This window comes from Micromonospora sp. A200 (genome assembly GCF_029893845.1).
In the GTDB taxonomy this organism is placed as follows: domain Bacteria; phylum Actinomycetota; class Actinomycetes; order Mycobacteriales; family Micromonosporaceae; genus Micromonospora; species Micromonospora purpureochromogenes.
This window is the reverse complement of sequence record NZ_JARXXY010000038.1, coordinates 51,197-63,222: the sequence shown is the minus strand read 5'-3', so window position 1 is coordinate 63,222 and position 12,026 is coordinate 51,197. Positions and strand designations below refer to the sequence as shown.

Genomic DNA, 12,026 nt, shown 5'->3' with positions numbered 1-12,026 from the left:
CTCTGGTGGTGGCGGGTCAGCCGTCGCGGCCAACCCGGACCGGCTCGGCCGGCTCCGACACTGGCTCCTGGTCCAGGTGCCGGGCCCGGCGCCGTAGCCACCAGGTGCTGCCCAGTCCGGCGAGCACCGCGAGGACCAGGCCCGCCCAGGAGATGTCCTTGAGCCAGTGCTCGGCGGCCCGGCCGACGGTGTAGAGCAGGTAGGTCGTGCCGAAGGCCCAGACCAGCCCGCCGGCCGCGTTGGCGACCAGGAACCGACGGTACGGCACATGCAACGCGCCCGCGAGGGGCCCGGCCAGGATGCGCAGCAGCGCGACGAACCGGCCGAAGAAGACCGCCCAGACGCCGTGCCGGGCGAAGCTCTGCTCGGCCCGGGCGAGCTGCGCGGGGCCGAGGTGTCGGGGGAAGCGCCGCCCCAACCGGGCCAGCAGCGGACGGCCGCCGCGCCGGCCCACCGCGTACCCGATGGAGTCGCCGACGATGGCGCCGAACGCCGCGGCGCAGGCCACCCACTCCGGCTCGACCACCCCGGCGGCGGCCAGCAGGGCGGAGCTGACCAGCACGATCTCCCCGGGGAGCGGGACACCCATGCTCTCGACACCGATCACCCCGGCGACGATCAGATAGACCGCGACCGGGGGCAGCGCGGAGAGCCAGTGCTGTACGTCGACCACCCGCCACCCCTTCCGATCCGACCCCGAACCCTACCCGCGCCGCCGCGGCCGGGTGGGGTGCTCGGCGGCTCGGCCGTCCCGCTCACCCCCGTCGGAGCGGGACGGCCGGACCGGCGGCGGTCAGCCGGTGATCGGGGCGACGAATTCCAGCCGGTTGCCGTGCGGGTCCGCGGTGTGGAACCGCCGCATCCCGGGCAGCTCGTCGTCGCCCCAGGTGACCGGGTGTCCGCTGGCGGCCAGCCGGGCGGCGAGGTCGTCGAGGTCGGGGCGGAGCAGGGCCGGGTGCGCCTTGCGGGCGGGGCGGAAGTCGTCCTCGACGCCCAGGTGCAGCTCCGCGCCGTACCCGGTGAACCAGCAACCACCGCGGGCGGCGAGGGCCGGTGGTTTGGGCTTCTCGACCAGGCCGAGCAGGCCGGCGTAGAAGGCCCGGGAGGCCTCTTCGGAGCCGCGTGGGCAGGCGAGCAGGACGTGATGGATCATGATGGCACCTCCTCGTCCCGAACCCTGGCACGAGGTTGCGCGAATAGCAAGACGGACGTACGGTTTTGTTGACGACGAGAATCGGCGGTAAGTGTCACCTAACCTGGGCGGCGCTCCGGCCGGTGCGACAGACTGCTCAGGACTACTCACGGTCGCTGGTGTGAAGGAGTACGACGTGGCGAGCCTCGACACCTTCGGTGCGAAGACCCAGCTACGCGTCGGAGACGCGAGCTACGAGATTTTCAGGATTGACAAGGTGAAGGGCCACGACCGGCTGCCCTACAGCTTGAAGGTCCTGCTGGAGAACCTGCTGCGGACCGAGGACGGCGCGAACATCACCGCCGACCACATCCGCCAGCTCGGCGGCTGGGACCCGACCGCCAACCCCAGCGTGGAGATCCAGTTCACCCCGGCGCGGGTGCTCATGCAGGACTTCACCGGCGTGCCCTGCGTCGTGGACCTGGCCACCATGCGGGAGGCCGTCCGCGACCTCGGCGGCGACGCCACCAAGGTCAACCCGCTCGCCCCGGCCGAGCTGGTCATCGACCACTCCGTCATCGCCGACCTGTTCGGCCGCGAGGACGCCTTCGCGCGCAACGTCGAGCTGGAGTACGAGCGCAACAAGGAGCGCTACCAGTTCCTGCGCTGGGGCCAGACCGCGTTCAACGAGTTCAAGGTCGTCCCGCCGGGCACCGGCATCGTGCACCAGGTCAACATCGAGTACCTGGCTCGCACGGTCATGGAGCGCAACGGCCAGGCGTACCCGGACACCGTGGTCGGCACCGACTCGCACACCACCATGGTCAACGGCCTGGGCGTGCTGGGCTGGGGCGTCGGCGGCATCGAGGCCGAGGCCGCGATGCTCGGCCAGCCGGTCAGCATGCTGATCCCGCGGGTCGTCGGCTTCAAGCTGCACGGCGAGATGCCGGCCGGCACCACCGCCACCGACCTGGTGCTGACCATCACCGAGATGCTGCGCAAGCACGGTGTGGTCGGCAAGTTCGTCGAGTTCTACGGCCCCGGCGTCAGCGCCGTGCCGCTGGCCAACCGGGCCACCATCGGCAACATGTCCCCGGAGTACGGCTCGACCGTGGCGATCTTCCCGATCGACGCCGAGACCGTCCGCTACCTGGAGCTGACCGGCCGCGACCCGCAGCAGGTCGCGCTCGTCGAGGCGTACGCCAAGGAGCAGGGCCTCTGGCACGACCCGAAGCGCGAGCCGGAGTACTCCGAGCGGCTGGAGCTGGACCTCTCCACCATCGAGCCGTCGCTGGCCGGCCCGAAGCGCCCGCAGGACCGGGTGCCGCTGGGCAGCGCCAAGACGCTGTTCCGCTCCGCGCTGACCGACTACGTCGCCGACGACTCCGCCGGTGAGCGTGACCTCAAGCCGGGCGTCGCCCGCGAGCAGCTGCCGCGCGGCGCCAACGGCCCGGCCGACGAGGCCAGCGCCGAGTCCTTCCCGGCCAGCGACCCGCCGGCCAACGAGTTCAGCGACCCGGCCGACGAGCCGCGCGACCTGGAGACCGCCGCGGCCGGCGCCGGCGGGCGTGCCACCAACCCGGTCCGGGTGACCAGCGCCGACGGCGTCGAGTACGAGCTGGACCACGGTGCCGTGGTGATCGCCGCGATCACCTCCTGCACCAACACCTCCAACCCGCAGGTGATGATCGGCGCGGCGCTGCTCGCCCGCAACGCGGTCGACAAGGGCCTGGCCCGCAAGCCGTGGGTCAAGACCACCCTGGCGCCGGGTTCCAAGGTCGTCATGGACTACTACGACCGCGCCGGCCTCACGCCCTACCTGGACAAGCTCGGCTTCAACCTGGTCGGCTACGGCTGCACCACCTGCATCGGCAACTCCGGCCCGCTGCCGGAGGAGGTCTCCGCCGCGGTCAACGAGGGCGACCTCGCCGTCGTCTCGGTGCTCTCCGGCAACCGGAACTTCGAGGGCCGGATCAACCCGGACGTCAAGATGAACTACCTGGCGTCCCCGCCGCTGGTGGTCGCGTACGCGCTCGCCGGCACGATGGACATCGACCTGGCCAACGAGCCGCTCGGCGAGGACAACGAGGGCAACCCCGTCTTCCTGCGCGACATCTGGCCGAACAGCGCCGAGATCCAGGACGTCATCGCCCAGGCGATCGGCGCCACCGGCTTCAGCGCCGCGTACGCCGACGTCTTCGCTGGCGACGAGCGCTGGCAGTCGCTGCCCACCCCGACCGGTGACACCTTCGCCTGGGCCGACGACTCCACCTACGTCCGCAAGCCCCCGTACTTCGAGGGAATGCGGCAGGAGCCGAGCCCGGTCACCGACATCGCCGACGCCCGGGTGCTGGCCAAGCTGGGTGACTCGGTGACCACCGACCACATCTCCCCGGCCGGCTCGATCAAGGCCGACTCCCCCGCCGGTAAGTACCTCGCCGAGCACGGCGTGCCGCGCCACGAGTTCAACTCGTACGGCTCGCGCCGGGGCAACCACGAGGTGATGATCCGGGGCACCTTCGCCAACATCCGGCTGCGCAACCAGCTGGTCCCGGGCGTGGAGGGCGGCTTCACGGTCAACCACCTGACCGGCGAGCAGACCTCGATCTACGACGCCTCGATGGCGTACCAGGAGGCGGGCGTCCCGCTGGTCATCCTGGCCGGCAAGGAGTACGGCTCCGGCTCGTCGCGCGACTGGGCGGCCAAGGGCACCATGCTGCTCGGCGTCAAGGCGGTCATCGCCGAGTCGTACGAGCGGATCCACCGCTCCAACCTGATCGGCATGGGCGTGCTGCCGCTGCAGTTCCCGGTCGACACCACCGCGGAGTCGCTCGGCCTCACCGGCACGGAGACCTTCTCCATCACCGGCGTGACCGCGCTCAACGACGGCGACACCCCGCGCACGGTGAAGGTCACCACCGACACCGGCGTGGAGTTCGACGCCGTGGTCCGGATCGACACCCCGGGTGAGGCGGACTACTACCGGCACGGCGGCATCCTGCAGTACGTGCTGCGCCGGATGATCGCGAGCTGACCTCGTACCGCCGAAGGGCCGCTCCCCGCGAGTGCGGGGAGCGGCCCTTCGCCGACTCCGCTGGCGGGTGCTCGCCCTCAAGCCGGCAGCGGGCTAGCCTGTCAGCTAGGGAGGTGTCCGGTGTCAGGTGAGGCTGCGGCACAGTTCAACATTCATGACGCCGAGACGAACCTGTCGCGGATCATCGAGCGGGTGGAGCACGGCGAAGAGATCGTCATCAGCCGTGCCGGCACTCCCGTCGCCAAGGTCATCCCGCTACGCGCGCGGCGCCGCAGTGGGCGGGGATCACTGCGCGGCCGGGTGACGCTGCCCGCGGACTGGGACTCCGACGAGGTGAACGAGGCGATCGCCCGGGACTTCGGATGAGGCTGCTGCTGGACACCCACGTGGTGCTGTGGTGGCTCACCGACGACCCCACCCTCTCTGACGAGCTCAAGGACCGCATCGACGAGGAGTCCGAGGTCTACGCCAGCCCGGTCACGGTCTGGGAGATCGCCATCAAGCAGTCACTGGGGAAACTCCCGGGTCCAGTCGACCTCGCTGAGCAGGTACGGGACGCGGACCTGCGGGAGCTGCCCATCCACCACGACCACGCCGTGGCCGCCGGGCGGCTCCCACCGATCCACCGCGATCCGTTCGACCGCATGCTGATCGCGCAGGCGCAGTGCGAGGGGCTCACCCTGATGACGCGTGATGCACACATTCAAAAGTACGACGTGCCTGTTCTGGTGGCTTGATTCGACGGCGGCGGGCCGCGCTCTCGCGGCGCACCCCCTCGACCAGCACGAACAGCTCACGCTTGGTGGTCGCGAGGCCCCGGGAATCGAGCTGGTAGCCCTCGATCCAGGTCCACCGGTAGGGGCGGGTGCCGGTCGCAGATCTCGCGAATTACGCGGACGATGATCGGTGCCACGAACTGCGGAGAGGCGGCCCGGGACAGAAGAACGACATCGCCGGCACCGCACCTCGGGCGCGGGCCGGCAGGCCCGGCCCTCATCTTCGCACCGGCCGCCTGGCGGCGGTTCGTGGAGACCACCAAGCGCGGCTGATCCGCCGGCTCCGGACGGCCCTCGGCGATCCGCCGGGGGCCGTCGACGCTCTCGGGCCACGTACGCGGGTCCCACCCGCCCGGCCACGCGCTGTGCCGCACACGAAATGCGGCGTGTCGCCGTATCCGAGTAGCCGGACACCGCGACACGCCGCAAACGGTGTCGGTCGCGGGGGTCAGCCCTCCCGGCGGCGGGCCTCCCGGGTCTTCATGGCGTGCTCCATGAGCGTGACCAGCACGTCCCGGCTGGACTCCCGCTGCCGGGCGTCGCAGAGCAGCACCGGCACGCCCGGGTCCAGGTTGAGCGCCGCCTGGACCTCGTGCAGCTGGTAGCGCCGGGCGTCCTCGAAGCAGTTCACCGCCACCACGAACGGGGTACCCCGCTCCTCGAAGTAGTCAATCGAGGGGAAGCAGTCCGCCAGCCGGCGGGTGTCCGCCAGCACCACCGCCCCGATCGCGCCCAGGGCCAGCTCGTCCCAGACGAACCAGAACCGGTCCTGGCCGGGGGTGCCGAAGAGGTAGAGCACCAGGTCGTCGCTGATGGTGATCCGGCCGAAGTCCATCGCCACCGTGGTGGTGGTCTTGTCCTCCACGCCGGACAGGTCGTCGACCCCGATGCCCGTCTCGGTCAGCACCTCCTCGGTACGCAGCGGCCTGGTCTCGCTCACCGAGCCGACCATGGTGGTCTTGCCCGCGCCGAAGCCGCCGGCGATCAAAATCTTGATCGCGGTGGGCAGCGGCGGCGCTCCCGCCGGCCGGTCAGAGTGCCCGTAGTCCATTGATCACCGCCTCGAAGACGCTCTCGTCAGGTAGGTTGGCGCTGCCGCGCGGCGGCCGCACCATCACCAGTTCGCGGGCCATCAGGTCGCCCAGGAGGACCCGGACGGTCCCCACCGGCAGGTCCAGATGGGCGGCGACCTCCGCCACCGACTGGATCCGCTGGCAGAGCGCGACGATCGCCAGGTGTTCCGGGCCCAGCCCGGACTCCGCGCCGGCATCCGCGCGGGTCGCCGTCACCAGGGAGATGAGGTCGAACGTGCCGGTGACCGGGCGGGCCCGGCCGCGGGTGACCGCGTACGGCCGGACCACCGGCCCGGCGTGGTCGTCCACCCACCTGTCCTCGGAACCGCCCTCGACCCTCATCGCCGCTACTTCCCGCCGGCCGGCTGGTCGAGCCCCCGGGTCGGCGACGCGACGAACTTGCCCACCCGGGTCACCAGCATCGCCATCTCGTAGGCGATCAGACCGACGTCGGCGTCCTCGGCGGCGAGCACCGCCAGGCAGGCGTTGCGCCCGGCCGCCGTCACGAACAGGAACGACGACTGCATCTCGATGATGGTCTGCTGGACCTGCCCGCCGCCGAACCGCTTGCCCGCGCCCCGGGCCAGGCTCTGGATCCCGGCCGCCATCGCCGCCAGGTGCTCACCGTCGTCCCGGCTCAGCCCCCGCGACGAGGCCATCAGCAGGCCGTCGGAGGAGAGCGCCACGGCGTGTTCGGCCTGCTTCACCCGACCGACCAGATCGTCCAGCAGCCACGTCAGGTCGGCACTCGAAGCCGTCTTCTGCCCCACTCGTCGTCCTCTTCTCCCCCGGCTGGTGTCGCCGTACGTCGGTGTTGCCGTGCTCCGTCGCGCGGTCGCTTCTCCTCGCGCCGCCGTCAGGTCGCCTGACCGTCCCCGTTCTCCGCCCCGTTGCCGGACCGCGCCCCGGTGGCGGCGCCTCCCAGCAGGCGGGCCGCATCGGTCCGGCCACGCCGGGTGCCCGTCTGGTAGGAGCTCATCATCTTGCGCACCTGCTCCGGCAGGCGCGCCGCCTGCTCGTCGGGCTCGTCGTCGGCCGCCGCCTGCTCAGCGCGCAGTTCCGGCACGATGTTGGCCTGCCGTACCCGCACCGGCAGGCCGGAATCCGTCACCCGGCCATCCGTGCCGGCGGGCGTCCGGTGGTCCGTGCCGGCCGGCGTCCGGTCGTCCGTGCCGGCCGGCGTCCGGTCGTCGGTGGCCGCGTCCGGCACGGCCGCATCGACCGGCGTCGGGACCATCGCGGGCCGGGCCACGGTGGTCGGCAGGCCGGTCGGCACGGTGGGACCGGTCAGGGCACCCTGCGTCGCCCCGGTCCGGGACCGGGTGGGCAGCCCCGACGTGGACGGCGACGGCGACGGCGGGGTCCCGGCCCGGACCGGCAGCGCCGGAGTGTCCACCGGATCGCCGTCCGCGGCGGTGTCGCTGTCGGCCGCCGGGGCCCCGGCCGGCGGGGCGCTCTCGCCGGCGGCGACCGGCGGCGCCGACCCGGTGCCGACCGGGAAGCCGCCGGAGGTGTTCGCGTCCTGGCCGGTCTCCACCAGGTCGAGGGGGATCAGCACGATGGCGGTGGTACCGCCGTACGCGGACTCCTTGAGCTGCACCTTCACCCCGTGCCGCTCGGTCAGCCGGCTGACCACGTAGAGGCCCAGCCGGGCGGCGTTGGCCAGGTTCAGCTCGGAGCGGTCCGCGATGCGCTCGTTGGCGGCGGCCAGGTCCTCCTCGGTCATGCCGAGGCCGCGGTCCTCGATCTCGAGGGCGAAGCCGTTGGCGACCAGCTGGCCCCGCACCTCCACCGAGGTGTGCGGTGGGGAGAAGGAGAGCCCGTTCTCGATCAGCTCGGCCAGCAGGTGGATCACGTCACCGACCGCCCGGCCGGCGAGCGAGACGGGCCCCAGCGGCAGCACGTTGACCCGGGTGTAGTCCTCGACCTCGGCGACCGCGCCGCGCACCACGTCCACCATGGGCACGTTGCGTCGCCAGGCGCGGCCCGGGGTCGAGCCGGAGAGCACGATCAGGTTCTCGGCGTTGCGCCGCATCCGGGTGGCCAGGTGGTCCACCCGGAACAGGTCCTCCAGCTCCTCCGCGTCCTGCTCGCGGCGCTCCATCGCGTCGAGCAGGGTGAGCTGGCGATGGACCAGGGCCTGGGTGCGCCGGGCCAGGCTGAGGAAGACCTCGCGGACGTTGCGGCGCAGCTCGGCCTGCTCGACCGCGGTCCGCACGGCGGTCTCCTGCACCACGTTGAACGCCTTGCCGACCTGGCCGATCTCGTCGTCGCCGAACTCCAGCGGTGGCGCCTCGGTGGCGACGTCGACCTGCTCGCCGTGCCCGAGCCGCTCCACGACGCCGGGCAGCCGCTCGTTGGCCAGCCGGAAGGCGGCCTCGCGCAGCCGTTCGAGCTGACGGACCAGGGCGCGGGCGGTGGTGATCGAGACGATCACCGAGGCGATGACGGCGATCAGGCCGAGGCCGGCGGCGAGCACCATCCGGACGATCACCCAGATCGCCACCGGGGTGGCCCGGTCGACCAGCGCGTCGCCGCTGGCCAGCACCGTGGCCTCCTGCTCCTGCAGTGCCGGGGCGATGGCGGCCTGCCAGTCGTCGGCCTCCACGGGCAGTGGCGCGTTGGGGCGGCCGTCCCGGACCAGCCGGTCCTCCATCGACCGCAGCCGGACGAAGGACTGCCCGTCGGTCATCCGCAGGTAGCGTTCCCGGTCGGCGTCGGGCAGCTCGGCCAGCGCCTCGCCGGCGAGGAACCGTTGCGCGCCGACCAGGTGGGCGAACTGGGCGTACTCCCGGTCGTTGATCCGGCCGGCGGCGGCCACCCCGGCGAAGAGGGCGTCCTCCTGGGACATCAGCTCCCGCACCCGGACCAGCTGGGTGAGCGTGGCGGTGTCCTTGGCGATCTGCTCGTCGTCCAGTTTGCCCAGGGAGGCGTACACCCGGAACAGCGAGTCGAGCACCCCCGTGTACGAGTCGACGGCGCCGGCCCGGTCGACGGCGCGGATGGCCACCGCGTCCCGCACCGCACCCAGGGCGTCCAGCCGGGTGACCACCTCGTCGATCCGGTCCACCAGCTCGTCGCTGGAGGCGAGCCGGGCCCGCGAGCTGCGGGCCGACTCGGCGAAGTCGGCGGCCCGCTCCTCGCTGCGCCGACGCTGCTCGCGCAGCTGCTCCGCCTGCTCCTGGCTCGGGCGGCCGAGGTAGGCCGCCGACATCCGGCGTTCCCGCTGGAGTTCGGTGAGCAGCGACTCACTCGGCTCGGCGATCTGCGCGTCGAGCGTCTGCACGCCGAGCACGTTGAGACCGTCGCGCAGGGTCACCCAGGCCGCGAAAGCCCAGAGCGCGGCCAGCGAGACCAGCAGGGCCACAACCTTGGTGCGCAGACTTGCACTGCGGGAACCCATCACACCCGTCCCTCGCCGGTCCTGATTCACGTTTCGATGTGGCCGAATAGCGCGACCCCGGCCCCGGCGCACGCTAGCAGTGTCCGGAAGTTCACTCAAGCAGTGCAGACCAGGGGTCTGTCGGGGTATGGGCGCCACCGCGCAGTCGGTCGCCCGCCGCCTTGCGCGCGGCGATCACGGCCGCCCGTACGATCTGTCCAGGATGGTACAGGTCCTTGTCGTGCCACAGTGGAGGGCAGTCGCCTTCGCCGTCCATCACGGACAGTCGGCCGGCCGCTGCCGCCACGGCCGCGTCGAGCGAGGGCGAGGGCCGCCCCGCCAGGAGCACCAGCAGGCCGTACGCGGTCTCCTCCGCCGTGCCGGCCCAGCGCCCCCAGGAGCCGTCGGGCTGCTGACTGTCGAGCACCCAACCGACCGCCCGCTCCACCGCCGGCCGGGCCGACGGACCGCCGTGATCGCGCAGGGCGAGCACCGCGCAGCAGGTGGCGTAGTAGGGCGAGGCGTGCCAGCGGTCGGACCACCGGCCGTCGGCCTCCTGCCGGTCGAGCAGCCAGTCGGTGAGCCGGCGCACCACTCCCGCCGCCCAGGGGCCACCGTCGCCGAGTTGCCGGCCCAGCGCCTCCAGCACGTGCGCGTTGGTGGTCACCGACGCGCCGTTCTCCCCCTGCCAGGTGCAGAAGTGCTCACCGGTGTCGTACCCGGCCAGGCACGCCGGGTCGGCCGGCTGACCCAGCCGCGCCAGCGCGTACAGGGTGACCGCGGTGGTGTCGGCGTCGGTGGGCAGGCCCGGCCCGGTGGCGGCGCCGTCCGGGCCGAGCGCGGCCCGCAGCTCGGCGAGGATCCCGGCCGGCACCGACAGGGGTACGCCGACCCGGGCCAGGGTGGCGAGCACCCAGGAGCGTTCGAAGACGGTGATCGGGGTGGCGCAGGGCACCGGGCCCCCGTGGCCGGCGATCGCCTGGCGCAGGTAGTCCACGCTGGCCGGTGGGCTCCCGTCGGGGCCGCCGAGCCAGGCGGCGGTGGCGGCCGGGGAGGCGCCGACCGCGCCCGACCCGGTGGGGATCACGGTGGGCAGCCGCCGCACCGCCGGGCCGAGCACCTCCAGCGCGTGCAACAGCTTCGGCGGCATCGGACGGCCGGACCGGGCGAGCAGGCGTACCCGGTCGAGGCGCTGCGAGTCCATGCCGGCCGGCAGCGGTGGCGGACCGGCGGCGCGCCGGCCGGCGAGCGCCGCCGGCGGCTCGGCCAGCCGGTCGCCGATCCGCTCGACCAGCGCCGGGACGATCAGGTCCGCGGCCGGCAGGTCGGGCACGGGGTACGTCGCCGGGCCGGCCGCCCGGTCGTACAGCAGGCGCAGCGCCCGGTCCACGGCGTTGCGCACGCCGTCGTGGGACCAGCCGACGGGGGCGTCCCGCTCCAGCGCGGCGAGCAACGCCTCGACGGCGCTCAGCGTGGGCACCAGCGCGTAGCCCTCCGGCCCGCCCCAGCCGCCGTCCGGGCGCTGCCCGGCGAGCAGGAAGCGGATCCGCTCGGCGTGCTGCGGCAGCCAGGGCGCCAGGGAGACCAGCCGACCGGTCTCGTACGGCGACGCGGACGTACGGCCCGCCGGACGGACGGTCAGCCCGGCGACCAGCTCGCCCGCCGCCATCGCGTACCCGGGATCCTCCGGCGGTGCGGCGTCCCGGGCCAGAGCCTCCGTGCTCACGCCACCCCCCAGAAGTCGGTCGACCGGTAGAAGCCGCTGGTGTAGCCGAGCTGCCGGGTCAGGTAGGCCGCCTCCCGGGGGCAGTCGACGCGCAGTTCGTCGAGGAGTTCGGTGGCCCGCGCGAGAAGGCCGGTCAGCTCCCGCTCGACGACGGCCCGGTCCTCGACCAGCAGGATCGCGTTGAGGTCGCCCCAGCGCAGGTCCCGCTTGTAGGTGGCCAGGTCGTTGACCAGCCGCAGGGCGCGTTGCACCGCGTCGCTGGCGGCGACCAGCCGATCGAGCCGGTCGGGTGTGTCCGGGTCGCCGGTGGAGATCCAGTGCCCCACGTTCACCACGGTGCAGGCCAGGTTGTCGGCGTTGGCCAGGTAGTCGGCGAGCGACGGCAGCGGCAGCAGGCCGTCGCGGCCGGCCGTCCGCCAGTGCCATTCCCGCCGCATCGCCTCCAGCGTCCGGCGCACCGCCTCCCGCCACGCCCCGCCCAGCGTCGCGAAGGCCGGCGCGGCGGCCAGGTCGGCGCGGAACTCGGCGAGGAACCGGCCCAGCGGGTCGTTCGCCGTCGCGGGCGCCCCGGCGGCGACCGCGAGCTGCCGGCGCACCAGCTGGTCGACTTCGGCGGCCGAGGTGGCCAGGTGGTCCACCTGCCAGTCCAGCGCGAACCCCCAGAGCACCGCCCGGTTGGTCAACCGCAGCTCGGCGGCGTCGCACTCGGGGGCGCTGAACGCGATGGCCAGGGCGACGCTGCTGGCCAGGGCCGCGTCGAAGGGGCCGGCAGCGAAGAGGGCCGGGTGGGCGGCCAGGCAGCGTTGCAGGTCCCGCTGGCCGTGCGCGGCGAGGGCGCAGATCCGTCCGTGCTCGGCGGCCTCCCGCAGCTCGTCGACCGCCCGTACGTCAGCTGCCACGGCG

The 12,026-nt window shown here is 73.1% G+C and carries 11 protein-coding genes; 3 read left to right on the top strand and 8 right to left on the bottom strand.

The window, feature by feature from the left end:
* Positions 1 to 16: 16 nt before the first annotated feature.
* Positions 17 to 673, bottom strand: a complete 657-nt coding sequence (locus tag M2302_RS27685) for a DedA family protein (RefSeq protein WP_280840756.1) — start codon at positions 671 to 673, stop codon at positions 17 to 19.
* 120 nt (positions 674 to 793) lie between these two features.
* Positions 794 to 1,153, bottom strand: a complete 360-nt coding sequence (locus M2302_RS27680; protein WP_280840755.1) for a VOC family protein — start codon at positions 1,151 to 1,153, stop codon at positions 794 to 796.
* Positions 1,154 to 1,313: 160 nt separating this feature from the next.
* Here M2302_RS27680 and M2302_RS27675 point away from each other — a divergent pair, with 160 nt between their 5' ends.
* From M2302_RS27675 to M2302_RS27665, 3 genes are all read left to right on the top strand, one after another.
* Complete coding sequence (locus M2302_RS27675) at positions 1,314 to 4,166, top strand: aconitate hydratase (RefSeq protein WP_280840754.1); 2,853 nt, start codon at positions 1,314 to 1,316, stop codon at positions 4,164 to 4,166.
* Positions 4,167 to 4,286: 120 nt separating this feature from the next.
* Positions 4,287 to 4,532 (top strand): type II toxin-antitoxin system prevent-host-death family antitoxin, encoded by a 246-nt coding sequence (locus tag M2302_RS27670; protein WP_280840753.1) that lies wholly within the window; start codon positions 4,287 to 4,289, stop codon positions 4,530 to 4,532.
* Complete coding sequence (locus M2302_RS27665) at positions 4,529 to 4,903, top strand: type II toxin-antitoxin system VapC family toxin (protein WP_280840752.1); 375 nt, start codon at positions 4,529 to 4,531, stop codon at positions 4,901 to 4,903. Before M2302_RS27670 ends, M2302_RS27665 begins: the two co-directional genes overlap by 4 nt.
* Before the next feature lie 487 nt (positions 4,904 to 5,390).
* Here M2302_RS27665 and M2302_RS27660 read toward each other — a convergent pair whose 3' ends face one another.
* The 6 genes from M2302_RS27660 to M2302_RS27635 all read right to left on the bottom strand — a co-directional run bounded on the left by M2302_RS27660 (position 5,391) and on the right by M2302_RS27635 (position 12,022).
* The gene (locus M2302_RS27660) at positions 5,391 to 5,993 is read right to left on the bottom strand and encodes an ATP/GTP-binding protein (RefSeq protein WP_210776302.1); all 603 of its coding nucleotides are present in this window, start codon (positions 5,991 to 5,993) and stop codon (positions 5,391 to 5,393) included.
* Entirely contained in the window at positions 5,974 to 6,357 is a 384-nt protein-coding gene (locus M2302_RS27655) for a DUF742 domain-containing protein (protein ID WP_210776301.1), read from the bottom strand. The genes M2302_RS27660 and M2302_RS27655 overlap by 20 nt, the downstream gene beginning before the upstream one ends.
* A 5-nt stretch (positions 6,358 to 6,362) precedes the next feature.
* Entirely contained in the window at positions 6,363 to 6,785 is a 423-nt protein-coding gene (locus M2302_RS27650) for a roadblock/LC7 domain-containing protein (RefSeq protein WP_088961283.1), read from the bottom strand.
* A gap of 86 nt (positions 6,786 to 6,871) precedes the next feature.
* Positions 6,872 to 9,418 (bottom strand): nitrate- and nitrite sensing domain-containing protein, encoded by a 2,547-nt coding sequence (locus M2302_RS27645; protein WP_280840751.1) that lies wholly within the window; start codon positions 9,416 to 9,418, stop codon positions 6,872 to 6,874.
* Positions 9,419 to 9,509: 91 nt separating this feature from the next.
* Entirely contained in the window at positions 9,510 to 11,123 is a 1,614-nt protein-coding gene (locus M2302_RS27640; protein WP_280840750.1) for a prenyltransferase/squalene oxidase repeat-containing protein, read from the bottom strand.
* Positions 11,120 to 12,022, bottom strand: a complete 903-nt coding sequence (locus M2302_RS27635) for a terpene synthase family protein (RefSeq protein WP_280840749.1) — start codon at positions 12,020 to 12,022, stop codon at positions 11,120 to 11,122. The genes M2302_RS27640 and M2302_RS27635 overlap by 4 nt, the downstream gene beginning before the upstream one ends.
* Positions 12,023 to 12,026: the final 4 nt, after the last annotated feature.

Bases quoted from the DNA above. Each gene is read 5' to 3' on its own strand.
- M2302_RS27680 (WP_280840755.1), bottom strand. From the start codon at position 1,153: ATGATCCATCACGTCCTGCTCGCCTGCCCACGCGGCTCCGAAGAGGCC.
- M2302_RS27665 (WP_280840752.1), top strand. From the start codon at position 4,529: ATGAGGCTGCTGCTGGACACCCACGTGGTGCTGTGGTGGCTCACCGAC.
- M2302_RS27660 (WP_210776302.1), bottom strand. From the start codon at position 5,993: ATGGACTACGGGCACTCTGACCGGCCGGCGGGAGCGCCGCCGCTGCCC.
- M2302_RS27655 (WP_210776301.1), bottom strand. From the start codon at position 6,357: ATGAGGGTCGAGGGCGGTTCCGAGGACAGGTGGGTGGACGACCACGCC.
- M2302_RS27645 (WP_280840751.1), bottom strand. From the start codon at position 9,418: ATGGGTTCCCGCAGTGCAAGTCTGCGCACCAAGGTTGTGGCCCTGCTG.